The sequence below is a fragment of the Azonexus sp. genome, from assembly GCF_030824335.1.
In the GTDB taxonomy this organism is placed as follows: domain Bacteria; phylum Pseudomonadota; class Gammaproteobacteria; order Burkholderiales; family Rhodocyclaceae; genus Azonexus.
Genome location: NZ_JAVBXX010000006.1, coordinates 270626 through 292582, shown reverse-complemented (window position 1 = coordinate 292582; position 21957 = coordinate 270626). Strand labels below are relative to the sequence as shown.

The following is a 21957-nucleotide window of genomic DNA, read 5'->3' as shown; positions in this document are numbered from 1 at the left end:
AACGGACAAAGCCCTTTCTACTCAAGCAACCAAGACGCACCAATCAGGTGCATGCATTATCAATTGCGCAAGCTATTTGAGCGTCAGAAGCAACATCCGACAACTCTGCACTTCCAATTCCCTTTTGCAATACAAGTCGCAAACGCCCATCTTGGACCTTTTTGTCGTGACGCATCAATTCCAAATAACGTTGCGCACCCAGTTTTGGCCCGGCAACAGGCAAACCCCCACGAACAAATAGAGCCTTGATCCGTAACAATTGATCCTGCGTCAGCCACCCCAAGCTACGCGAAAGCTCACAAGCAATCATCGTACCCGCAGCGACAGCCTCACCATGCAGCCATTCTCCGTAACCCAAACCAGTTTCGATAGCATGCCCAAACGTATGACCAAGATTAAGTAGCGCACGCTCGCCTGTTTCTCGCTCATCGGCTGCGACAACCGCCGCCTTGTTCGCACAGGAACGATGAACGGCATACGCCAGCGCACCGCGATCACGCGCCAACAAGTTTTCGAGATTAATTTCCAGCCAAGCAAAAAACTCAGGGTCGCGAATTAGCCCATACTTGATCACTTCCGCAAGACCCGCCCTCAATTCCCGATCCGGCAAGGTATCCAAGCTCGCAATATCGGCAAGCACAAGTTTTGGCTGATAAAACGCACCAATCATGTTCTTGCCTAGCGGATGATTTACTGCCGTCTTCCCCCCCACGGACGAATCGACCATCGCCAACAACGTCGTCGGCACCTGTATGAAGGGCATTCCCCGCTGGTAGCACGCGGCGGCAAACCCGCCCATATCACCAATCACCCCGCCACCCAAGGCAATCAGTGTGGTATTGCGCTCACAGTGCGCACCGAGCAACGCGTCAAATATCTTATTCAAACTCGCCAGGGTTTTATAAGCCTCACCATCAGGCAAAACGATGGGCAGTACGGCAATACCCGCCTTTTCCAAGGTCGACCGCAACATTCCAAGATATAGCGGTGCAACCGTCGTGTTGCTCAACACAACAACTTTTCGGCGATTTATATAGGGCAACAATAAGTCAGCACGACTGAATAAGTCGCAACCGATATGAATAGGATAGGAACGCTCACCGAGCGCCACCTCCAAGGTTTGAATCATTGTGTATGTGCCAAATGCAATTGCGAAAACTCCCGCAAGATATATTGAACAATTCCGGAAGCAACCAGACGCCCGCCATCAATAACCAAGTGCGCAGTCTCCCTGTATAGAGGGTCGCGGGCCGCATGAAGTTCCTCCAAGCGCGCCAAGGGATCATTGACCTGCAACAATGGACGGTTACGATCATTGCGGGTGCGCTGGTAGAGATAAAAAGGAGGGACGTTCAGGTAGACCACCCAGCCCGTTTCACGCAGACATTGACGGTTTTCTGGATCAAGCACCACACCACCGCCCGTCGCCATGACAATTTCCGGCATGACCGAAAGCTCAGCGATGGTCTGAGACTCACGCCGCCGAAAACCCGGTTCACCTTCAATTTCGAAGATCGTCGGGATCGGCACACCGGTCCGTTCGACGATTTCATGATCGGAATCGTAGAACGGACGATGCAAGCGACGCGCCAACTGTTTACCGACAGTGGTTTTGCCGGCCCCCATCAGGCCAATCAAATAAATGTTTTTGCTAATGATTTTTAAACAGCGATAAATATTTGAACATCAATGCCGCGCGCTCTCACATGCACCAAACGATCAGGTTGAGTATGGCGCAGCGAAAGTAGCGTTAATGACATTGCCCGTGAGATCCCTTACACCAATAACCACGATGTCATCATTGGTATCATAGGTGATCGGAGTTACCCCTGGAGCCGAAGTAACTTCACTATAGGTATGCCCAGCACTCATCTTCAGTGTCAATTGATTGTCGTAATAACTAACCACCGTCGGAGACGCGCCAAGCATATTAACCTCTGAGGTACTAATAATGAGCTCAGCACCAGAACCTATATAACCCAGTGACAACACACCGTTGCCATCCTTGTCCATGGCATCCCAATCGATAATTTCATTAAAACGCAAGATAACTGCCTCACCGACCACTCTTGCCTTACCCGCTGGCTCTGTTACCGCCAAAGGTGCTGAACTATCTGTTATTGATGAGGATGCCGGATTGCCGGTAAGCGAAAACAAAACCGCACCAGAATTACCTTGATAATCACTCACTCCAACAAAGGTTACGAAGTCCCCCAACACCAGTTCACCTGCAGCATTAGAGCCACTGAACAATGGCGAACTAGCATTTGCGCCAATGTTAATGACTACCGAATTAACACCTACCTCTGCTTTGATTGTTGGATTGTCGCCAAACAATCGGGGATTGCTCAAAATCAAATCCAGTTCCGTAAACAACTCCAAGCGCCCATCTCGATTTTTGTCAAGAGCAGACCAATCAACCGGTTCATTAAAGCTGAAAAGCACCCGCCCAAAGCCGGCAGCGGAAGGTGGCTCATAAAAAGCAACACCCACCGTATCCGCATCGGTATAAAAATACCTTTTATCAGGAGGCTCGATATCCGTCTGAGCACCTTCTGGCTTTTTGATTACCCTTCCCCATTCTGCAAGAAAATCACCCATTTCCCTAACAGCATCACTAACCAAATCCTGCGCATCAACACCGGCTTTCAAGGTCAGCAACTGCTCTTTCGCCTTCATCGCAGGCATGCCGTAGGTAAGGGGAATATTTGTTGCCTGATAATAATCCTTGATTGCTTGCGCCCCGTGCAAACGCAGATACATGGTTTCTGCATCACTACCAGTAGCTTCTAATGCAACCAGTCCCGGAATTAGCGCCGTGTCTACCGATGAATAACGTGCTGCTTCGCCAGCGGTAGGCGATCTACCAAACAGAGTGGTGAAGGCATTATTGATCGAAGCCTCTCGCCCCGCACCGAAGTACATCGATGAATTATCACTTCGCATTATGGAAGCAACCAAATCAACCGAAACCCCACTACTCAGATACTGGGTCCACTCGGTCAGTTTTTCATCGCTTGCGCGCTGCAAGGTATAGGCAAAGAAAACCTTATCAACACTGTTTTTCAATGATTGAAATTCAGCCTGTTTACGAGCTTGCTCGGCGGCCTGTTGGGCCATCGACTGCTCAACAGCATTAACCAAGGCCTGATGCTGCTCCAGAATACTTGTGTAGTCCATATTATCTCTCCGTGCACCAGTGGTACACAATCAGTTCAGTGTTGAGATATTAGAAATAATGCGAGGCGTTATAAATATCAACAGCTCCCGGCGACTGGTTTTTTTCTTCGTATTTTTAAACATGTGTCCCAGCATGGGGATATCACCCAGCAATGGAATTTTGTCCACGTTATTTTCTTGGGAGTTCATGTAAACCCCGCCAACAACGATTGTTCCGCCGTTATCAACGATTACATTGCTTTTGACAATCGAGCTTTTAATCGGTGGCACCCCTTGGACGCTACGCGACCAATCCGGTTCAGCCTTTTCAACGGCGACAAGCATCTTGACCGTTCCATCCGGGGTAATCTGGGGCGTCACCTTCAAGGAGAGTTTTGCCTTCTTGAATTCAAGTTTTGCCGCATCATTACCGGAGGCCGGTTTCCAATAAGGCACTTCAGTACCATCTTCAATTAACGCTTCTACGTTATTGGCAGTAACCACGCGCGGCGTTGAAATCACCTTGCCCAAACCATCAGACTCAAGCGCAGAAACTTCCAGATTGAGAATATTTGTTAGCGAAGAATTGAATAGTGAAAATGCAAATGTACCAGCCCGCTCTGTGGTCGTCGGCAAATTAAAACCAGTCACACCAGAACTCGTTTGACGCCCTGCAACATAAGTGGAACTGCTACCAACCTGGTTGGTAAAACCATTTGTTACGGTAGTTCCGTTCCCGGTCAAAGTAGAGATCAGTTCACTGGTGGTCGACGAATTATTCAAGTAGGGATTGCTATACGTCCCACCCCCAATATTCACGCCACTACCAAGCCGACGTGTTGCACTACTGAGGAAATTCAACTTCATACCGATATCACTCAGGAACGAATCACTGGCCTCCACGACACGGGCTTCAATCAACACCTGACGAGCGCCAATATCTATCGTTTTTATGAATGTCCTTATTTCATCCAGCTTGGATGGAATATCATTAATAAACAATATATTGGACTGCGGATCCGCCACAGCGTTACCACGTTTACTCAGAATTCGCTGAGTGGAATTGATCACTCCGCTCCCACCCCCGGTGGCCGGAGCACCAATCAGCAATTGAGCGACTTCGACTGCTTTTTGGTAATTCAAAACAAACTGCTCCGTGACCAATGGCTCCAGCTCACTGATTTGTTGCCGAGACTCAAAGTCCAGTTTTTCGCGCGTCGCAATTTCATCGCGAGGCGCAATCATGATGATGCTACCCTTCTTGCGCATATCCAGCCCTTTTTGCTGGAAAATGATGTCGATCACTTGGTCTGCCGGGACATCCTTTAGTACGAGCGTCGTATTACCCGTCACCGTTTCACTGATCACCGCATTAAGACCCAATTCTTCGGCCATCAAACGCAACAAGGCACGCACGTCACCATTCTGGTAATTGATGCTGACACGCGGCCCCTGATATCCCACCTTGCTGCCCTGAACCAATTTATTGGGGTCTTCGATGACTTTCTTTACTTCAACGATGAATTGGTTATCGGTTTGGTAGGCGTTATGCTCCCACAGCCCTTTTGGTGAAATGATCATTCGAACATTTTCACCCATTGCCCGGGTTTCCACGCCAACGATGGGGGTGGCAAAGTCTGTAACATCAAGTTTGCGACGCAAGTGTTCCGGAACACTGGTCTTTACGAAATCAACGACCAAATTAGGGCCTTGCTGCCGAATATCAATCCCCGTTCCTGCGTCCCCCAACTCGACGACAACGCGCCCCTCGCCATCTTTGCCACGGCGAAACACAACGTCGCGCACGACGTGCTTGGCGCCGACCAGACTTTCTTCAGCGAAACGGACGGAACGCTCGGCCGCAACATCACTCAAGCGCTCGATAGGCGACAAAACCACATAGAGCGACTTGCCATCGATGCGTGTCGTGTAATTCATGTTGCGAACCAGATTTAGCACCAAGCGGGTACGGTCCGCTACTTGAACCACGTTCATGCTGCGCAAATCGCCTTGATTCAGCACCTCGGTGGTTTTGCCAAGGGCATTTGCGGTCAACGGGAAATCAAATGCAATTTTTGCAGGGTTTGCCACAGCAAATCCTGCGGGAGGGGAGACAAGTCCTTCGCGGAGATCAATTTTAACGGCGACCTCATTGCCTTGGCGAGCCACATTTACCGACTCAATGGCGTTCGCCGGAACGGATGCCGGCGTTGTCTCTGCACATACTGGTGCCAATAGCGACCAACAGGCCGCACCGATAACCAGCGCATGGTTGATTAATTTCATTTACTGCCCCCCTCCGTGGTCTGCAGATGCAGCGAGCTTTGTCGCTCGCTCCAGTCACCAGCAGAGTCTTGAATCAATTCCCGCAACTTCAGTTCATTTTCACCAATTTCGGTCACCATACCGAAATCCAGCCCCAGGTAATCACCTACCCTGACCTGCTTGACGTTGCCATCGTATTTAATGACTGCCATAGGAATTTTGTTGATGTTGATACGACCAATCATCATCAATGATTCCAGTGGATATTTTTCCAATTCACTATTGCGCATTTCACGCGCCTCGAAATCCGGCTGAAACTGCCCGGATTTTCCACCACCTTGTTTGTATTTTGAATCAGGTTCGATTTTGCTTGAACGGAAAGGGTCAATTTGCCCCTCAACTTCATAAGGCACAGGCTCGTAGGGTTTTACCTCGGGTAACTGCGTCACCTTACCCCGCAAATTGCGCGTATTTTCGTCCATCCACTGCCGCAAATCCTCATGCTCACCACCACCGCAGGCGCAGAGCAAGGCGCTAAGGACGACAAGCATTACTCGCTTCACTTGCCACCTCCTTTTGCTGGTTTTTTGTTTTTAGCCGCAGCAATTTCCTTCGCCTTTTGATCTGCCACTTCCTCTTCGTCAAGATAGCGGAACGTCTTAATCGTCGCATCCAGTGTCATTGCACTATTGTCCTTCAGCGGAACGACTGAAATACCGTTCAAGGTGACGATTCTGGGAAGTTTGGCCACATCGGCTGCAAACGTTCCAATGTCGTGGTACGAACCATTGATTTTGACCGTAACGGGTAACTCGGCATAGAAATCCTTGATTTCTTCCTTGCCCGGGCGGAAAAGTTCAAACTGCAAACCACGTCCCAAGCCAGCCTGATTCACCTCGATCAATAAGGCTTCAATTTCGGATTTGTTTGGCAACTGCTTGAGCAGCGCACCAAAGGATCGGTCAATTTCAGACAGTTGCTGCGTATAGAGTTCGAGATTGACGGCTTGGCGCTTCTTCTCAAGATACTGTTCTTTCAAGGCGGTTTCTTCCCTCTGGCGAGTTTCCAGAAGCGTGAATTGCTCACTCCAGAGAAACCACCAGCCAGCCAGCAGCAAGCCAGCAAACAAGCCAAGCAGAATTACTGCCTTGGGAATCAGCGGCCAAGTTCCCGGATCATTCGGATTCAGATGCCGAAAGTCTTCGAGAATTGCCTGAAAATCAATTTTGGGTAGCGAAGCAACCTTGAGTCCGAACGAACTGGCTTTCATTTCACCACCCCTTCCGGTGCCACCCGGGTCAATGTGAATTCCATACCAAACTCATTCACACGCCGACCTTGGAGGAGAACGGCTTTCGTTTCGATCAGGCGTGGCTGCTCAAGCCATGGCGAACCCTCAATATTCCGCATCAATGCGGAAACACGGGCATTCGACTGGGCATAACCGGTCACATTGACTTTGAGTCCATCCTGCTTCATGGATTTCAGGTAGACACCTTCAGGAACCTGACTCACCATTTCGCTTAATAGGTACACGGTTTCACCACGATCGCGCTGCAAGTTTTCAATCACCCGCTTTCGCGCAAGGAGTGCTTGAGTCTGCTCTTTCAGACGCTTGATCTGATCAAGCTGCTTGTCCAGAACTGCAATTTCCTGCTTCAGAAATGCATTTTTCCCATTTTGTTCTTCTATTTGCACGTCAATCAATGAGTAGACCGCAAAAATCACGACGGCAGCAAGAGCGGAGACCAAAGCAGCCAATACGATAAACTGCTCACGCCGAGCCTTCCTGGCCTCTTCACGATGGGGCAACAGGTTAATACGTATCATGCTGGATCAAACCTCCGTAGCGCCAAGCCACAGGCCACCATCAGGGACGACGAATCAGACAACAAGTTGCGAGCCCGAACCCGATCCGACAACAACATGTTGGCAAACGGGTTTGCAACCAAAGTATTGAACTGGGTACGTGTCGCAACGACTTCGTCGATGCCAGGGATTACCGCACAACCACCGGCCAAAACAACATGGTCCACCTTGTTGAATTGTGTCGAAGTAAAGAAAAACTGCAGCGCCCGCGATACTTCAAGCGCCAAATTCTCCATAAATGGGTTGAGCAACTCGACTTCATAGCCCTCTGGCAGATTGCCTGCACGCTTCGCTGCCTCCGCCTCTTCGAGACTCATTCCATAGTGACGGGATATATCGAGTGTCAATTGACTGCCACCAAAAGCCTGTTCACGGGCATAAACCTGCAAGCCATTACGCATTACGGTGAGATTCATCACATTGGCGCCAGCATCAATCAGGGCAACAACCTGATTTTTTCCATCGTCGGGAAGCTGACGCTCAATCAATTCAAACGCAGACAGCGTGGCAAAAGACTCGACATCCACCACGACAGCCTTCAAACCCGCTGCGTCTGCCACAGCCACCCGGTCTTCCACGCGTTCTTTTTTGGAAGCCGCAATCAATACCTCGACTTCGTCAGGCGAAGATGCCGCAGGACCGAGCACCTGATAATCAAGATTGACCTCGTCAATCGAGAAAGGAATGTACTGATTCGCCTCACTCTCGACCTGAAGCTCCAGATCTTCTTCGCGAAGGCCGCTTTGGACTATGATTTTCTTGGTAATTACTGCCGAGGTAGGCAAGGCCATGGCCACATTGCGTGTTGACGTACCAAGACGTTTCCAAGCACGCCGAACCACGTCGACGACTGCCTCAAGATTGGCAATATTGCCATCCGATACCGCGTCCTTGGGCAACACCTCTATGGCGTAGCGCTCAACGCGATACCCTTCTTTACCATTGGCGGACAATTCCACCAGCTTGACAGCTGACGAACTGATGTCGAGCCCGAGCAAGGGGCGCGCCTTCGGATTTAGCAAAGCGGAGATATCGAAGCCCACCACACCTCCAAAAAATCCTTACGGATTACGATGTTAGATGAAAAAGCAATAATTCACTTCAAATGCTAGCAACAAGCCATGACAGTGTAAAGCACTTTTATACCCCCCCCACAGGCTGAGCGTATAATGCGGCTCGCTCGTCACACTCTCGATTGTCACTCTTGATGCCTCCAGCGCTTCGCCTACTTGCCTACCCTGCCATTGCTTTAGCCGGCCTGATCGCCATTGTTCTGTCGATAGCCGTTATCGTCGTTGCTCTGGCCTACCCCAACCTGCCATCGCTAGAGGTTCTGACTGATTATCGTCCCAAGATCCCACTCCGGGTTTACAGCGCAGACGGCCACCTGATAGGTGAGTTTGGCGAAGAGCGACGGGCGGTTGTTTCAATCAACGATGTCCCCGATATTATGAAGCAGGCCATTCTGGCTGCTGAAGACGACCGTTTCTATCAGCACATCGGCATCGACTATGCCGGCATCCTGCGCGCGGCCAGCTCAAACCTGCTTAGTGGCGGAAAGAAGCAGGGTGCATCAACCATCACACAGCAAGTTGCCCGCAACTTTTTCCTGACCACGGAAAAAACCTACACACGCAAGCTGTATGAAGCGCTGCTATCGCTCAAGATCGAAAGCAGCCTGAACAAAGACCAGATTTTCGAGTTGTATATCAACCAGATTTTCCTCGGACAACGTGCCTACGGCTTTGGCGCAGCAGCTCAAATCTATTTCGGCAAACCGCTGCAGCAGATTTCCATCGCCGAAGCAGCCATGCTGGCCGGCCTGCCGAAAGCCCCCTCGGCATACAACCCGATTGCCAACCCTCGTCGGGCGAAAATTCGCCAACAATATGTTTTGCGGCGCATGCGCGAACTGTCATACATCTCCGATAGCCAATATGAGCACGCCCTCAAGGAGCCCATCGTAATCAAGCGGGAACTCACCGAATATGCGGTCAACGCCGAATTCGTCGCCGAAATGGCACGGCAGATCGCTGCAGAACGCTTCCCGGATGACGTCTACACACGCGGCATGAAGGTCTACACAACGCTGATCAAAGCCGAACAGGAGGCCGCCTATCATTCGCTTCGCAAGGGCGTTCTTGATTACGACCGGCGTCATGGCTACCGCGGCGCTGAGTCCTATCTGGACATGAAAGATGTGCAATCCGAACAGGACGAACACATCGACGTCATGCTGCAGGAAGTCAACGATGCCGGCGACCTGCTCCCCGCACTGGTCCTGAGCGCTGACAGCAAGCAGATTCGCACCTATATCAAGGGCGGAGAGCTTGTCACATTGAGTGGTGACGCCATCAAATTTGCGGCGAAAATGCTGGACGACAAGGCGCCAGCCAACAAACGCATCAAGCGCGGCGCCATCATTCGGGTCAACAAGGACCAGAACGGCAAATGGCAGATCAGCCAATTGCCCGAAGTCGAATCAGCCTTTGTTGCGGTCGACCCGAAAGATGGGGCGATTCGTGCCTTGGTCGGCGGTTTCGACTTCAATCGCAACAAATTCAATCATGTCACGCAGGCATGGCGCCAGCCGGGCTCCAGCTTCAAGCCTTTCATTTACTCGGCTGCGCTGGAAAAAGGCTTTCACCCGGGCAGCATGATCGCCGACGAGCCAATCGTCATTTCGGCTGGAGAAACCGGTTCACAAGCCTGGCAACCCAAGAACTACGACGGCAAGTACGACGGCCCGATGAGCATGCGTACCGCGCTGGCCAAATCGAAAAACATGGTGTCGATCCGTCTACTGCAGGCCATCGGTACCCAGTACGCACAGGATTACGTCAGCCGCTTTGGTTTCGATGCCGACAAACATCCACCCTACCTCACCATGGCGCTCGGCGCCGGTTCGGTGACCCCATGGCAGATGGTGACCGGGTATGCAATATTCGCCAATGGCGGTTTCCGTGTAACACCTTATGCCGTACGCGAAATTCGTGACGAAAAAGGTCGCGTACTGGCTCAGGCCAGTGGGCCTCAAGCCGGCGATGAATCGAATCGGGTGCTTGATCCACGCAACGCCTTTCTGAGCGACACGATGATGCGTGACGTAACCATTTCCGGCACCGCTGCCCGGACTTCCAGCCAATTGAAACGACACGATCTGGCGGGCAAAACCGGCACCACCAACGAATATGTCGACGCTTGGTTCTGCGGCTATCAAGCGACGGTGGCAGGTTGTGCCTGGGTCGGCTTCGATCAACCGAAAAATCTGGGGGGCCGGGAAACGGGTGGCGTTGCTGCCATGCCAATCTGGATCGGCTATATGGCCACAGCCCTGAAAGACGTGCCGCAGCAACTGCCAACCCCGCCGAGCGGCTTAAGCCCCCTTGGCAGCAGTTACGTTTACAGTGAAAACCAGCCCACCACGCCAGCCGCGAGTGCCGTTGAAGAAACCGCGGTGGCGCCGCCAGATCAGCAAACGCCGCTCGACTAACTCAGTCGAAACGCACCGGCTCGCCGGCCTGCTGGCTGGCGAGCGCTGATAATTTTTGCATCAACTCGGCACAGTCACGCGTATCCCGCCAGACCTCGCCATCCCAGCGAAAATGAAAGCCGCCGGCCCGCGCCGCGACCCAGATTTCCTTCGCCACGCCGTGCCGGTTGATGATGATCTTGCTGCCGTCGGCAAACTCGATTTCGAGCACACCCCCGGCGGCCAGTTCGAAATCGATATCGGCAGCGCAAGCCTCAAGCGCCGCATCGATTTTGGCCAGTGTTGCATCGGCCAAGGCATTGAATTCGCTGTCATCCATCGTGTGCTAACATCCCCGTTTTTCGCCGCCAGCGCGCCCCATAATGAGCCTGATCCGATTCGCCGCCGTACTGATCATCATGAGCCTTGCCGCCTGCGGCATGAAAGGCCCGCTCGAACTACCGCCCGCCCAAGGTACAAAGCCCCAAGGTGCCGATCTTAGCACGCCCAAAAAGCCGAATGCCCACTGACCCAAAATGACTCAATTCTCTCTGAAAAATGGCGTCCTGCACGCCGAATCCGTTCCCCTGACCACGCTGGCCAAGCAATTCGGCACCCCGGCCTACATCTATTCCCGCGCTGCGCTTGAAGCATCGTTGCAGGAATTTTTCACGGTGCTCGGCAGCCATCCGGCCGGTGCCGGCGCACTGGTCTGCTACGCCGTCAAAGCCAATTCCAACCTGGCGATTCTCAATCTGTTTGCCCGACTAGGTGCCGGTTTCGACATCGTTTCCGGCGGCGAATTGCAACGCGTACTGGCCGCTGGCGCCGATCCGAAAAAAGTCGTCTTTTCCGGTGTCGGCAAGACCGCTGCCGAAATGAAGCTGGCGCTGGACGCCGGCATCTTCTGCTTCAATGTCGAATCGCTCCCCGAAATCGACCGCCTGAACGAAGTCGCCGGCCAGTGCGGCAAACAGGCACCGGTCAGCTTGCGCGTGAATCCGAACGTTGACCCGAAGACCCACCCCTACATCTCGACAGGCTTGAAGGAAGCCAAGTTCGGCGTCGCCTACGATGATGCGCTGGCCCTTTACCGCCGCGCCGCCGCACTGCCCAACATCAAGGTCGCCGGGATCGATTGCCACATCGGCTCGCAACTGCTCGACCCGGCCCCCTTTGGCGAAGCACTGGAACGCATTCTGGCCCTGATCGACCAGTTGACCGCAGAAGGCATCCACATTCATCACGTCGACCTCGGTGGTGGCCTGGGCATCAAATACAAGGCTGATCAGGTGCAACCGACTGTCGCCGCCTACCTGACGCCGCTGCTCGACAAGCTGGCCGGTCGCGGCTTGCAGGTCGTGCTGGAGCCGGGTCGCCGGCTGGTCGGCAACGCCGGTTTGCTGCTCACCCAGGTTGAATTCCTCAAGGAAGGCGAGGCGAAAAACTTCGCCATCATCGACGCCGCGATGAACGATCTGATGCGTCCGGCACTGTACGAAGCCTGGCACGACATTCTGCCGGTCACGCCACGCGCTGGCGCCACCCGGGACTACGATATCGTCGGGCCGGTCTGCGAAACCGGTGACTTTCTCGGTCAGGCCCGCCCGCTCAACGTCGAGCCGGGCGACCTGCTGGCCGTCATGTCGGCCGGCGCTTACGGCATGGCGATGGCGTCTAACTACAACACCCGGCCGCGGGCCGTTGAAGTGATGGTAGACGGCGACCAGGTGCACGTCATCCGTCAGCGCGAGACCGTTGAACAGTTGTTTGCCGGCGAATCCGTATTGCCGGCATGAGTGGTCTGCGGGTCGATAAATGGCTATGGGCGGCGCGGTTTTTCAAAACCCGCAGCCTGGCCAGCGACGCCGTCAGTGGCGGCAAGATCAAGTTGAACGGCGCACCGACCAAGGCCTCGCGTGAGGTGAAAATCGGCGACCGCCTGGACATTGCCAACAGCGAAACGCGCTGGGAAGTCATCGTTCAGGGCCTGTCGGACAAACGCGGCCCGGCGCCGGAAGCACGCCTGCTCTACGAAGAAACCCCGACCAGCATCGCTGAGCGCGAAGCCGCGCAACTGCGGCGCAAACTGCAATACGAGCCGGCGGCTGATATCCACGGCCGGCCGACCAAGCGCGACCGGCGAAAAATGGACCGGTTCGGCAACTGAACAACAGTTTTGCCGATTCCTGCGGTCAACCACAGAAATCGACCAAAAATCAAAGCACCAGCGCCAAAGCCAGCGGTAGGAAGATCAGCGCCGCCAGATTGCCGATCAGCACGATGGACGCCACGCGCTGCGGCTCCTGCTTGTAACGTTCGGCAAACAGGAAATTCAGCACCGCCGGTGGTAGCGCGCCAAAGACCAGCAACATCGCCGCATCGCGTCCCTCCAGGCCGAGCAACAGGATCATCCCGTAGGCGATGGCCATGCCGGCCAAGGGCCGCAGCAAGGCGCTCCCCAGCGACAGTTTCCATTCGCCAAACGACACATCGGTCATCCGCACGCCCAGCGAGAACAACAACAAAGGCACCGACACATCGCCCAGCATCTTGATCGCCAACACCAGCGGCGGCCAGATCGGAATTTTCAGCACGGCCACGGTCAACCCGACGATTGCGGCAAAAACCACCGGGATGCGCCACAAGGTCAAAATCCGCGTTTTCGGATCGAGCAGACGGGCGCCAAAGGAAAAATGCAGCGTGTTCTCGACCATGAACAGGATCACCGCCGCCGCCAGGGCATCCTCACCCCAGGCCAGCACAGCCAATGGCAAGCCGATGTTGCCGGAATTGTTGAACATCATCGGCGGCACCAGCGTCTTCGGCTGCACCCCGGCCAGCCGGGCAATTCCCCAAGCCAGCAAACCACAGGTGGCAAGCACCAGAAAGCCACCCAGCGCCAGCGGGGCAAACGCGACGAGATCGATGGATTTGCCTGCCATCGCGGCAAAGACCAGCGCCGGCACGAACACATCCATGTTCAACCGGTTAGCCACCGCCATTTCCGGCTTGTGCCGACGCGCGTAAAAATACCCGGCCGCGACAATCCCGAAGATCGGGAACAGGATCATCAGCAAACGCAAAGCCAGCGAGGTATCAGCCATCAGCACGTCCAATGAGGAAATTGAATTTAACCACGCGCCCCGGGGCCCGCAACAAACACGGAGCAGTCCGGGTCAGGAGATCGACCCAGCATCAAGCACATCGCGGTCCCAGCCCGAACCTTGGCCTTACTCAAGCTTGCCAAAAGACAAGCCCAGCCGGGCGTGGCGACTGGGGGCGACGATTTCTGAAAAGCATGAGGAGTCCCCAGCCGCCACGCCCGGCGACGCAGTCGACCACCACCCCGGCCTCCTGCGCGCAAAGAAAAATCACAACACGTAACGCGACAGATCTTCGTCAGCCGCCACCTCGCCCAGCTTTTCATTCACATAAGCCGCGTCGACCGCAATATTCTCCTGACCGGCCTTGCCGGCCGAAAAGGAGACCTCTTCGAGCAACTTTTCCATCACCGTATGCAGACGCCGGGCCCCGATGTTCTCGGTTTTTTCGTTCACCTGGTAGGCAATCTCGGCCATCCGGCGAATACCGTCATCGGCAAATTCGACCGTCACCCCTTCGGTCGCCAGCAAGGCCTGGTACTGCTTGGTCAGGCAGGCATCGGTCTGGGTCAGGATGCATTCAAAATCGGCCACCGACAGCGACTCCAGTTCCACCCGGATCGGAAAACGCCCCTGCAACTCCGGAATCAGATCGGATGGCTTGGACAGGTGGAACGCCCCGGAGGCAATGAACAGGATGTGATCGGTGCGGATCATGCCGTACTTCGTGGAAACGGTCGTGCCCTCGACCAGCGGCAACAGGTCACGCTGCACGCCCTGGCGCGACACATCGGCGCCTTGCATGTCCGAACGGCTGGCCACCTTGTCAATTTCATCGAGGAAGACAATGCCGTTCTGCTCCACCGCCTTGACCGCCTCAAGCTTCACTTCCTCGTCGTTGACCAGCTTGGCCGCTTCCTCGTCGGCCAGCAGCTTGAATGCTTCCTTGATCTTCAACTTGCGCGACTTTTTCTTGCCGCCCCCCATGTTCTGGAACATGCCCTGAATCTGCTGGGTCAGTTCTTCCATCCCCGGCGGCGCGAAAATTTCTGCCTGCATGGACGGTGCGGCGACTTCGATGTCGATTTCCTTGTCGTCCAGTTCGCCTTCACGCAATTTCTTGCGGAATTTCTGCCGCGTTGCGTTATCTGCGGTCGACGCCGATTCCTCGGCATAAAAGCCGGGACTGCGCGCCGGCGGCAGCAGGGCATCGAGGATGCGCTCTTCGGCCGCATCTTCGGCGCGCACCCGCATCGCCTTCATGGCCCGCTCGCGGTGCGACTTGATCGCCATTTCGACCAGATCGCGAATGATCGTTTCCACATCGCGGCCGACGTAGCCGACTTCCGTAAACTTGGTCGCCTCGATCTTGATGAACGGCGCATTCGCCAGCCGGGCCAGCCGACGGGCGATCTCGGTCTTGCCGACGCCGGTCGGACCGATCATCAGGATGTTCTTGGGGGTGATTTCCTGACGCAAGGGCTCGGCCACCTGGGCCCGCCGCCAGCGATTGCGCAAGGCAATGGCGACCGCCTTCTTGGCGCTTTTCTGCCCAACGATGTGCTTGTCCAGTTCGGAAACGATTTCCTGTGGCGTCATGGCCGATCCTCCAGTCATTCGAGCACCTCCAGCGTGAAATTTCGATTGGTATAAATGCACAGATCGCCAGCAATCTCCAATGACTTGGTGACGATTTCCAACGGCGACAGTTCAGTGTTTTCCAGCAAGCCACGCGCCGCACTCTGAGCATAGGCGCCCCCGGAACCAATGGCGACGATGCCATGCTCCGGTTCCAGTACATCGCCGTTGCCGGTGATGACCAGCGACGACTCGCGATCGGCTACCGACAACATCGCCTCCAGCCGGCGTAGCGCGCGGTCGGAGCGCCAATCCTTGGCCAGCTCTACCGCCGAACGGACCAGATTACCCTGATGCTTGTCCAGCTTCGCCTCGAAACGTTCGAACAGCGTGAAGGCATCGGCCGTACCGCCAGCGAATCCGGCGAGGATGCGCCCCTGATACAGACGGCGAACTTTCTTCGCCGTACCCTTGATGACGATATTGCCCAGCGTGACCTGACCATCGCCGCCCATGGCGACGGAATTGCCGCGACGCACCGACAGGATGGTCGTGCCGTGATATTGCTCCATGTTTTTTTCCTGAACTTTAAGACTTGGGAACGATGATCCGTGCCTGTTTGTTGAGACCGACCACGGCCATCAATTCGGCAACCAGATGATTCGGGCTGCGAATGATGATTTCCTTGTTCGCTGCCTTGAATGGCGCCAGGCGATTGGCCAGCTGACCGGCCGAAAAGAAATCCATGCGCCGCACGCCAGAGAAATCGATCACCGGTTGGGCCGTCGTTTCCAGTAGCGGTAGCAGATCCTCGAAACGCTGGTTTTTCAGGTCGCCGGAAAGGAAATACGGTTCATCCATCAGCCAGTCTGCGGGCTCGACTTCTGCCATCACCTGACGCTTGGGTTTGTTCTCCCAAGAGGGCGGCGAACGCTCGAAAGTCACCGCGTAATCAACAGCCCGCTCCTCGAAGCGAGCCTGGTCGTCCGATTGCTGCAGCAATTCGAGCAGCAACAACCAGGGAGCCTCGTGCTCGGCACTACCGATCGGCAAGCGTTCACTCAGGCGCGTCAGGAAAGCATCGACATTGTACAAAGTCAGCAATTTGCCGGCACGGCGAGCGTTACCCAAGTGTTCGGCGAGGAACAGCGCAACCGTATCATCGCAACCGATCAATTTACTGAAATCGATCAGTACAGCGGGCTTTTCTTGCAACAACTTATCGAGTTGCTCAAGCAAAACACTGTTTTCTGCGGTCAACACGCCCTGCAGGACAAATTTCGGCGGTCCGGCCGGTGGCGTTTTTCCGACATCCCGGGCTACCGGTTCGCGCCAGGCCGGCGGCGATGTTTCGTGCACCCGGACAAATTCCAGCGCGAGTTGGTCATAGGCAGGCCGATCATGCTCAGCCTGCAGCAAATCGAACAACAAAAACCAGAAACGCCGCCCCGACTCGCCGGGGTAATCGATGATGAAATTTTCCAGCAGAGAGCGGGCTACCGCATCCTGTCCGTTGGCGTATAGCACGACAACCTGTTCAATATCACCCTGCAACGGGTCGGTATCGTTCGATACATCAATCGCCATGACTGTGGATTCACTGAAATCCAGGTCGAAATCGTCGTCAACGACAGGCAAGCTGACAGGCGCGGGAGCTTGTTGAGCCTGTACGGATTTGGCAATCGGGACATCCTTAGGCGGCTGAACAGCCGGTGTAGATGGCTTGCTTGGCGAAAATTCCAGGTCAGGCAGCGCCTCCGGCTGTTTCGCCACATCGGGCTGCGGCACTTGAGGGGGGCGCGGACGGACAGCCGGCCGCTCCGGCATCTTCTCGGGCTGTTTCTTGAAAAAGGAGAAAACCATGAATACTCCGCTGGCAGAAGGTGCGTTTTAGCACGTCATAGCAATCTCACGCAACGCCTAGACGATTCGACGTAACAGGTTTGGCGACAAGCCGTGTGCTGCAGCATTGAAAAATGACGTTGTTTTGGCAAGTACAACGTATTCCAGCGCATCATTTTTTACCCATGCCGACTAGCGGCAAGAGCAACACAAGCAAGGCACAGAGTGTTGGCCCGAACGGCTGATCGAAGTGCAAAGCAAGGAAAAATGCCGCCAGGTAAGCCAGCACGGAAATCGCGCTAGCCAGCAGATTCGTCTGCCGCCAGTTGCGCGCCCGGGAGAAAGCCAGCCACGAAGGAATGAACAGCAGTGCGAAACTGGCCATCAAACCCACACAAGCCGTGGCAATGGCGACAGCCAGCGCCACCAGAATGTCGAAGCCCAGATGCCAGCGCCACGCCGCTTTGGCGCTGGCTTTTTCCTGCGCCGGCATCAGGCGTCCGGCAATCAGGCGCGGCGTCAGCCAGCGCAAGGCGGGCCAGACGATGCAGGCAAGGCCCGCACTGGCCAGCAATTCCCCATGTCCGGAAAAATAGAGCTGACCATCGACCACCGCATGCGCCAGCGCTTCGCCCACCGCGCTATTGGCAGCCAGCAGCATGCCCGCGGACCATCCCGCCAGCACCATCACCGCATAGGCCGAATTGCTGCGTCCGGCACGTCCCGACTTGCCAGCCACCCCCAGCAAGGCGCCGCTGATTGCGCCGGCCATGACCGGCAGCGCACAAGCCAGCGCCAGCAAGCCGCCGGCCGCGGCCAGATGCGCCAGCCCCAGCGCGGCCAGCCACTCGTCGCGCAAGCGCAGCAAGTTGCCCAGAACGGGCAACAGTGCCGCCAGCAACAAGCCGGTCAAAAAGGGAAAGTGAAATATCTCATCCATGTGACCGACCCGACTGAACATTGACGATGCGCGCGCCCAGCGCATCGAGAAAATCGCGATCATGACTGACCACCAGACAGCCCCGAGTGCTGCTACCCGCCAGAATTTCTTCCCGCGCCAGCGTCAGATGCGCCAGATCCAGATTATTGGTCGGCTCGTCGAGCAGCACCAGGTCGGCCCCCACAGCCAGGCTGGCCCACAAACTGAGCAACTGGAACTCCCCGCCGGACAGCGCGTCCAGACGCTGGTCCAGACGGGCGGCCAGACTGGCTGGCGGCGGCAGGCAATCGGCGCCGGCAAAGGCCAGGAATTCGTGCCCGGTCAAGGGCATCTCGGCCAGCCGTACGGGTGCCTGTGGCAGAAAGGTGAGCTGCAGGCCCGGCGAACGCAGCACCCGCCCACCATGAATACGCGCCAGCCCGACCAGCGCCTTGAGCAACGTGGATTTGCCGGCCCCATTACTGCCCCACAGCCCGACAATTTCGCCACGCGCCAGACGCAGGCTGCACGGCGCCGTTGCCGGCTGTGCGTAACCGGCAACCAGCGCTTCCAGTTCGATCAGGCTCACGGCGCTTGCCGCGATGCGACCAGCACGTCGATCCAGCGATCGATCAACTGGAAATACGCCGCTGCACTAGCCGGGCTTTTCGGCTCCAGCGGCAAACTGGCCAGCGACCAACCGGTCGCCTGTGCCACACGCTCGGCACCGGATGCCGGCTGGTAAGGCGCGTGGATGATGACGCCACGCTTGCCCTGCAACTTGCCGATCAATGCCTGCAGATGCGCCGCCGTCGGCGGTATGCCGGGTAGCGGTTCCAGATAGCCGAGCACCGGCACCCCAACGAAATGCATCAGATAACTTGCATCCTTGTGATAAAGCACAGCACCCGGCGCGCCTGCGGCTTTGCCGCGCCATCCCGGCAGGCGCTCGGCCAGCGCCGCCCGAAAAACCGCCGCCCGCTGCCGGTAGGCGGCGGCCTGGGCGGGATCGAGCAGGGCCAGACGCTCGGCCAACGCAGCGGCAATCTTCGCCATGCGCTCTGGGTCAAGATTGACATGCGGATTACCCGCCGGATGCACGTCGCCCTTGCTCCGATCGGCGGCCTGCCCGGCCTCCAGCAAGCTGACCTGCGCGGCAGCCTCGAAATAGCCCGGCTGCCCCTGCTGCACTTTGGCATTACCCGCCCCGCCCACCGCAACAGGCAACCAGCCAATTTCCAGATCGGCACCAACGGCCAGCAACAAATCCGCATCGCGCAACGCCCGCATCATCGACGGCTTGACCTGCAAGCTGTGCGCATCGCGCTCGGGCGCCACAAGTTCGACCACCTTGACCGCCGGCCCGCCGATCTCGCGCGCCAGCATGCCCATGCTGGAGGTCGTTGCCACCACATCAAGCGCCAAGGCCAAGGACGCATTGAGCGCCAGACAAATCCCCATGATTATTTTCATCGTTGACCTCATCAGAACAGGTGTGCGCCGTGCGACCCCAGGCTGTGCTGGTACTGCAGATAGACTTCGTTCAGGTTTTCCCGCGCCCCCTCGACCATCAATTTGGCCCTGGAGAACTGCAGCCGGAAACGGGAAAATTCAGTTAAATCACGGCTCAGCGCAAAGGTCCAGCGGCGGGATGGATCCATCTGGCTCAAACGTCCGGCCGGCCCGTTGATTTCGTTGGTCATGCCGGTCACGTCATAACGCAGACCAGCTTGCCAGAACGGCAGGAAGCCGTAATTGCCTTGCAGATAGAAGCCATCCTGAATGAACTCGCGTTTCTGACCAACGCGGTCGCCCAACTCGTGGAAGGCAATCTTGAGGTCCTTGGTTTCGCGCAAATACTCTGCGGCCAGCTTCACGTTACCCCAACCGCCGTGTTTCGCCGCATCGTATTTGTACACCCAGTCCGTCCCCCAGAGCCGCCCCTGGCCTTGCAGACCATGGACAAAACTTGCCGGATTTTCACCCGTGTGGTCATGAACTTCCTGATGCTGCTTTGACCAAGCGCCCCATACACCGAACTGCAGGGCGTGCTTGTCGCCAAGATCCGGCGCAAATTTGGCATACAAGGTGGTCAGGCGCGGACCACGTTTCGTACCAGCCAATATGCCGCCTGAAGTATCGGCCAGTGCTGCGCCATCAGCCCGGCCGGTCGGTGTTGCCTCGCCAGCCGTCGCAAACAACTGCTCCTTGCCCTGCAGCATTTCCAGCCCGAGCAAGCTGTACCAGTTGCCGGTTTTCGGTACCCACTCCAGGCGCAGGCCGGTGTCGTTCAAACCATGCTCACCGAGCAGGCTGCGATAGGCCAGGTTCTGGTCAACAAAATCCCACTGGTGCGGATGCTGGGCGTTGAGATAACCGATACCGGACTGAAACTTGCCCCCGCGCAACTTCAAGCCGGCCGGCAAGGCCCGCGTATCGAAATATGCCTCTTCCAGTTCGACGCCACCACCGGCGGCAACCGTCATTTTCAGATTGGCATCGAAATATGGGCTGACTGCCGCAGAAAACACCAACTCGGTTTCACGTAGATTGAATCCGGACTCCAGTTCGCCATGATCATGCCCTTCGTGTGCATGGGCGTGATTGATCCCATCGATGCTTTCGAGCAGGCCCGGCCCTTTGCCCTTGCGGCCATCGCGGTAATAAACGCCATCCAGAATGACGGAAATCTGGGGATTGAAGCCTGCGGCCAAACCCGGCTGGGGGCGACGACTATCTTCTGCGGTCGACACCGGATTTTGGCTATTTTCCGCCGTCTTGCGGACGGACTTTTCGGCCGTCAACAGGCGGTTCTCAAGCGCCGCAATCCGCTGCTCGTAGGCCGCTTTCATCTGTGCGATTTCTTCGCGCAGGGCTTTCATATCAACATCCGCGGCAGCCGCGGGGAAGGACGACAAAACGCCGGCAGCAGCCAGCACGTACAGTGAAGGACGTAACATAGAAATTCTCCAGAAAAGCTGAAATAGCGCCCAGCCGGGCGCTTCACTCAATCAGGCTTGTTTCGAGAGAAATGGCGGCGCACGAATCGCATAGGCAATGCAGGCCGCGCCATGCACCGGCAGAGACACCAAACCGGCTACCCGGCATGCGGCCCCATCCAGCACGGGCGGCATGGCACTTTTCCCGCTCGGCGCATCCGGCAGATGATTGAATGCCAGGCAATCGTGACAAAGAATCTCTGCCGGCTCGCCCTGAGTGCGGGCCTGTTCGGCAAGATGCTCGACCCCATGCGCCAACATCAACTGCTGGGCACAGAGGAGCAACAGGGCAAGCGCCAGCGCCCGCCAGAATCCCGGAGGCTTCAGTACGCTCAAGCGCATGGCGGACACAAACCACTGATTTCAAGCGCCACCGAAATGCCGACAAAACCCGTCGGCAGGCTGGGCGTTGGCACGGGCATCGACGCCACGCAGAAAACGCGCCCGCAGCGCTGGCAATGAAAATGTGCATGCTCGGCATGGGCAAGCTGCATGGATTTGAGCATGAAGCGAAATACCCCGCGGGCATCCAGCGAACGACTGGCAATACCGCAACCAACCAGGCTGTCGAGCACGCGGTACAAGGTCACGCGATCCAGTTCCCCCGCGTCCTCTGCACTCAACCATGATTCGATTTCGGCGTGCGACAAAGCCGCCTGCGCCTCCAGCAAGCAGGACAACACGCGCAGACGAGGCTGGGTCACCTTGACGCCAGCCTGACGCAGCATTTCCTCTTGGGAAAGCGAAGGG

23 protein-coding genes are annotated in these 21957 nt (G+C 56.0%); 4 read left to right on the top strand and 19 right to left on the bottom strand.

The annotated features are described in order from the left end of the window. Nucleotides 1–43 precede the first annotated feature (43 nt). From aroB to RCI20_RS03645, 8 genes are all read right to left on the bottom strand, one after another. Nucleotides 44–1126: a 3-dehydroquinate synthase gene (gene aroB / locus RCI20_RS03680; RefSeq protein ID WP_306603245.1), complete on the bottom strand. Its 1083-nt coding sequence runs from the start codon at nt 1124–1126 to the stop codon at nt 44–46. Further along, nucleotides 1126–1638 (bottom strand): shikimate kinase, encoded by a 513-nt coding sequence (locus RCI20_RS03675; RefSeq protein WP_373691468.1) that lies wholly within the window; start codon nt 1636–1638, stop codon nt 1126–1128. The genes aroB and RCI20_RS03675 overlap by 1 nt, the downstream gene beginning before the upstream one ends. Before the next feature lie 81 nt (nt 1639–1719). Further along, complete coding sequence (locus RCI20_RS03670) at nt 1720–3180, bottom strand: hypothetical protein (RefSeq protein WP_306603192.1); 1461 nt, start codon at nt 3178–3180, stop codon at nt 1720–1722. Nucleotides 3181–3210: 30 nt separating this feature from the next. After that, a complete protein-coding gene (gene pilQ / locus RCI20_RS03665) occupies nt 3211–5445 on the bottom strand; it encodes a type IV pilus secretin PilQ (protein ID WP_306603191.1) in 2235 nt (744 codons plus the stop codon). Next, complete coding sequence (locus tag RCI20_RS03660) at nt 5442–5975, bottom strand: pilus assembly protein PilP (RefSeq protein WP_306603190.1); 534 nt, start codon at nt 5973–5975, stop codon at nt 5442–5444. The genes pilQ and RCI20_RS03660 overlap by 4 nt, the downstream gene beginning before the upstream one ends. Before the next feature lie 8 nt (nt 5976–5983). Next, the gene (locus RCI20_RS03655; protein ID WP_306603189.1) at nt 5984–6694 is read right to left on the bottom strand and encodes a type 4a pilus biogenesis protein PilO; all 711 of its coding nucleotides are present in this window, start codon (nt 6692–6694) and stop codon (nt 5984–5986) included. After that, nucleotides 6691–7254 (bottom strand): PilN domain-containing protein, encoded by a 564-nt coding sequence (locus RCI20_RS03650; RefSeq protein ID WP_306603188.1) that lies wholly within the window; start codon nt 7252–7254, stop codon nt 6691–6693. The genes RCI20_RS03655 and RCI20_RS03650 overlap by 4 nt, the downstream gene beginning before the upstream one ends. Beyond that, a complete protein-coding gene (locus RCI20_RS03645; protein ID WP_306603187.1) occupies nt 7251–8336 on the bottom strand; it encodes a pilus assembly protein PilM in 1086 nt (361 codons plus the stop codon). The genes RCI20_RS03650 and RCI20_RS03645 overlap by 4 nt, the downstream gene beginning before the upstream one ends. A 164-nt stretch (nt 8337–8500) precedes the next feature. Between RCI20_RS03645 and RCI20_RS03640 the strand changes: the two genes are divergently transcribed. Further along, the gene (locus RCI20_RS03640) at nt 8501–10786 is read left to right on the top strand and encodes a penicillin-binding protein 1A (protein ID WP_306603186.1); all 2286 of its coding nucleotides are present in this window, start codon (nt 8501–8503) and stop codon (nt 10784–10786) included. A 1-nt stretch (nt 10787) separates the two neighbouring features. On the opposite strand, the gene cyaY is transcribed toward RCI20_RS03640, so the two are convergent. Then, nucleotides 10788–11105, bottom strand: coding sequence for an iron donor protein CyaY (gene cyaY, locus RCI20_RS03635; RefSeq protein ID WP_306603185.1), 318 nt, complete (start codon nt 11103–11105; stop codon nt 10788–10790). Nucleotides 11106–11148: 43 nt separating this feature from the next. Here cyaY and RCI20_RS03630 point away from each other — a divergent pair, with 43 nt between their 5' ends. Genes RCI20_RS03630 through RCI20_RS03620 form a run of 3 tightly spaced genes read left to right on the top strand, consistent with a single transcriptional unit; the run spans nt 11149 to nt 12935 of the window. Beyond that, a complete protein-coding gene (locus RCI20_RS03630; protein WP_306603184.1) occupies nt 11149–11295 on the top strand; it encodes a lipoprotein in 147 nt (48 codons plus the stop codon). Between the two features lie 6 nt (nt 11296–11301). After that, nucleotides 11302–12564: a diaminopimelate decarboxylase gene (gene lysA / locus RCI20_RS03625; protein WP_306603183.1), complete on the top strand. Its 1263-nt coding sequence runs from the start codon at nt 11302–11304 to the stop codon at nt 12562–12564. Then, a complete protein-coding gene (locus RCI20_RS03620) occupies nt 12561–12935 on the top strand; it encodes an RNA-binding S4 domain-containing protein (protein ID WP_306603182.1) in 375 nt (124 codons plus the stop codon). Before lysA ends, RCI20_RS03620 begins: the two co-directional genes overlap by 4 nt. Before the next feature lie 49 nt (nt 12936–12984). Here the strand turns inward: RCI20_RS03620 and RCI20_RS03615 are convergent, their stop codons facing one another. The 10 genes from RCI20_RS03615 to RCI20_RS03570 all read right to left on the bottom strand — a co-directional run bounded on the left by RCI20_RS03615 (nt 12985) and on the right by RCI20_RS03570 (nt 21935). Beyond that, nucleotides 12985–13872 carry an AEC family transporter gene (locus RCI20_RS03615; protein ID WP_306603181.1) on the bottom strand — a complete coding sequence of 296 codons (888 nt, stop codon included), beginning with the start codon at nt 13870–13872 and terminating at the stop codon, nt 12985–12987. Nucleotides 13873–14139: 267 nt separating this feature from the next. Beyond that, nucleotides 14140–15468: an ATP-dependent protease ATPase subunit HslU gene (gene hslU, locus RCI20_RS03610; protein WP_306603243.1), complete on the bottom strand. Its 1329-nt coding sequence runs from the start codon at nt 15466–15468 to the stop codon at nt 14140–14142. A 14-nt stretch (nt 15469–15482) separates the two neighbouring features. Continuing rightward, nucleotides 15483–16019: an ATP-dependent protease subunit HslV gene (hslV, locus tag RCI20_RS03605; RefSeq protein WP_306603180.1), complete on the bottom strand. Its 537-nt coding sequence runs from the start codon at nt 16017–16019 to the stop codon at nt 15483–15485. 16 nt (nt 16020–16035) lie between these two features. Then, on the bottom strand, nt 16036–17310 hold the full coding sequence (locus tag RCI20_RS03600; RefSeq protein WP_306603179.1) for a hypothetical protein: 1275 nt from the start codon (nt 17308–17310) through the stop codon (nt 16036–16038). Between the two features lie 151 nt (nt 17311–17461). Then, the gene (locus tag RCI20_RS03595; protein ID WP_306603178.1) at nt 17462–18229 is read right to left on the bottom strand and encodes a metal ABC transporter permease; all 768 of its coding nucleotides are present in this window, start codon (nt 18227–18229) and stop codon (nt 17462–17464) included. Further along, nucleotides 18222–18797, bottom strand: a complete 576-nt coding sequence (locus RCI20_RS03590) for an ATP-binding cassette domain-containing protein (protein WP_306603177.1) — start codon at nt 18795–18797, stop codon at nt 18222–18224. The genes RCI20_RS03595 and RCI20_RS03590 overlap by 8 nt, the downstream gene beginning before the upstream one ends. After that, nucleotides 18794–19681: a metal ABC transporter solute-binding protein, Zn/Mn family gene (locus RCI20_RS03585; protein ID WP_306603176.1), complete on the bottom strand. Its 888-nt coding sequence runs from the start codon at nt 19679–19681 to the stop codon at nt 18794–18796. The genes RCI20_RS03590 and RCI20_RS03585 overlap by 4 nt, the downstream gene beginning before the upstream one ends. Nucleotides 19682–19692: 11 nt before the next feature. After that, on the bottom strand, nt 19693–21168 hold the full coding sequence (locus RCI20_RS03580; RefSeq protein WP_306603175.1) for a hypothetical protein: 1476 nt from the start codon (nt 21166–21168) through the stop codon (nt 19693–19695). Nucleotides 21169–21219: 51 nt separating this feature from the next. Then, the gene (locus RCI20_RS03575; protein ID WP_306603174.1) at nt 21220–21549 is read right to left on the bottom strand and encodes a hypothetical protein; all 330 of its coding nucleotides are present in this window, start codon (nt 21547–21549) and stop codon (nt 21220–21222) included. Beyond that, the gene (locus RCI20_RS03570) at nt 21540–21935 is read right to left on the bottom strand and encodes a Fur family transcriptional regulator (protein ID WP_306603173.1); all 396 of its coding nucleotides are present in this window, start codon (nt 21933–21935) and stop codon (nt 21540–21542) included. Before RCI20_RS03570 ends, RCI20_RS03575 begins: the two co-directional genes overlap by 10 nt. Nucleotides 21936–21957 lie beyond the last annotated feature (22 nt).

What these genes read in the sequence shown, in the direction of transcription:
- RCI20_RS03670 (WP_306603192.1), bottom strand. Translation starts at nt 3,180, where the DNA reads ATGGACTACACAAGTATTCTGGAGCAGCATCAGGCCTTGGTTAATGCT.
- pilQ (WP_306603191.1), bottom strand. Translation starts at nt 5,445, where the DNA reads ATGAAATTAATCAACCATGCGCTGGTTATCGGTGCGGCCTGTTGGTCG.
- RCI20_RS03660 (WP_306603190.1), bottom strand. Translation starts at nt 5,975, where the DNA reads ATGCTTGTCGTCCTTAGCGCCTTGCTCTGCGCCTGCGGTGGTGGTGAG.
- RCI20_RS03655 (WP_306603189.1), bottom strand. Translation starts at nt 6,694, where the DNA reads ATGAAAGCCAGTTCGTTCGGACTCAAGGTTGCTTCGCTACCCAAAATT.
- RCI20_RS03650 (WP_306603188.1), bottom strand. Translation starts at nt 7,254, where the DNA reads ATGATACGTATTAACCTGTTGCCCCATCGTGAAGAGGCCAGGAAGGCT.
- RCI20_RS03640 (WP_306603186.1), top strand. Translation starts at nt 8,501, where the DNA reads ATGCCTCCAGCGCTTCGCCTACTTGCCTACCCTGCCATTGCTTTAGCC.
- cyaY (WP_306603185.1), bottom strand. Translation starts at nt 11,105, where the DNA reads ATGGATGACAGCGAATTCAATGCCTTGGCCGATGCAACACTGGCCAAA.
- RCI20_RS03630 (WP_306603184.1), top strand. Translation starts at nt 11,149, where the DNA reads ATGAGCCTGATCCGATTCGCCGCCGTACTGATCATCATGAGCCTTGCC.
- lysA (WP_306603183.1), top strand. Translation starts at nt 11,302, where the DNA reads ATGACTCAATTCTCTCTGAAAAATGGCGTCCTGCACGCCGAATCCGTT.
- RCI20_RS03620 (WP_306603182.1), top strand. Translation starts at nt 12,561, where the DNA reads ATGAGTGGTCTGCGGGTCGATAAATGGCTATGGGCGGCGCGGTTTTTC.
- RCI20_RS03615 (WP_306603181.1), bottom strand. Translation starts at nt 13,872, where the DNA reads ATGGCTGATACCTCGCTGGCTTTGCGTTTGCTGATGATCCTGTTCCCG.
- hslU (WP_306603243.1), bottom strand. Translation starts at nt 15,468, where the DNA reads ATGACGCCACAGGAAATCGTTTCCGAACTGGACAAGCACATCGTTGGG.
- hslV (WP_306603180.1), bottom strand. Translation starts at nt 16,019, where the DNA reads ATGGAGCAATATCACGGCACGACCATCCTGTCGGTGCGTCGCGGCAAT.
- RCI20_RS03600 (WP_306603179.1), bottom strand. Translation starts at nt 17,310, where the DNA reads ATGGTTTTCTCCTTTTTCAAGAAACAGCCCGAGAAGATGCCGGAGCGG.
- RCI20_RS03595 (WP_306603178.1), bottom strand. Translation starts at nt 18,229, where the DNA reads ATGGATGAGATATTTCACTTTCCCTTTTTGACCGGCTTGTTGCTGGCG.
- RCI20_RS03585 (WP_306603176.1), bottom strand. Translation starts at nt 19,681, where the DNA reads ATGAAAATAATCATGGGGATTTGTCTGGCGCTCAATGCGTCCTTGGCC.
- RCI20_RS03580 (WP_306603175.1), bottom strand. Translation starts at nt 21,168, where the DNA reads ATGTTACGTCCTTCACTGTACGTGCTGGCTGCTGCCGGCGTTTTGTCG.
- RCI20_RS03575 (WP_306603174.1), bottom strand. Translation starts at nt 21,549, where the DNA reads ATGCGCTTGAGCGTACTGAAGCCTCCGGGATTCTGGCGGGCGCTGGCG.
- RCI20_RS03570 (WP_306603173.1), bottom strand. Translation starts at nt 21,935, where the DNA reads ATGCTGCGTCAGGCTGGCGTCAAGGTGACCCAGCCTCGTCTGCGCGTG.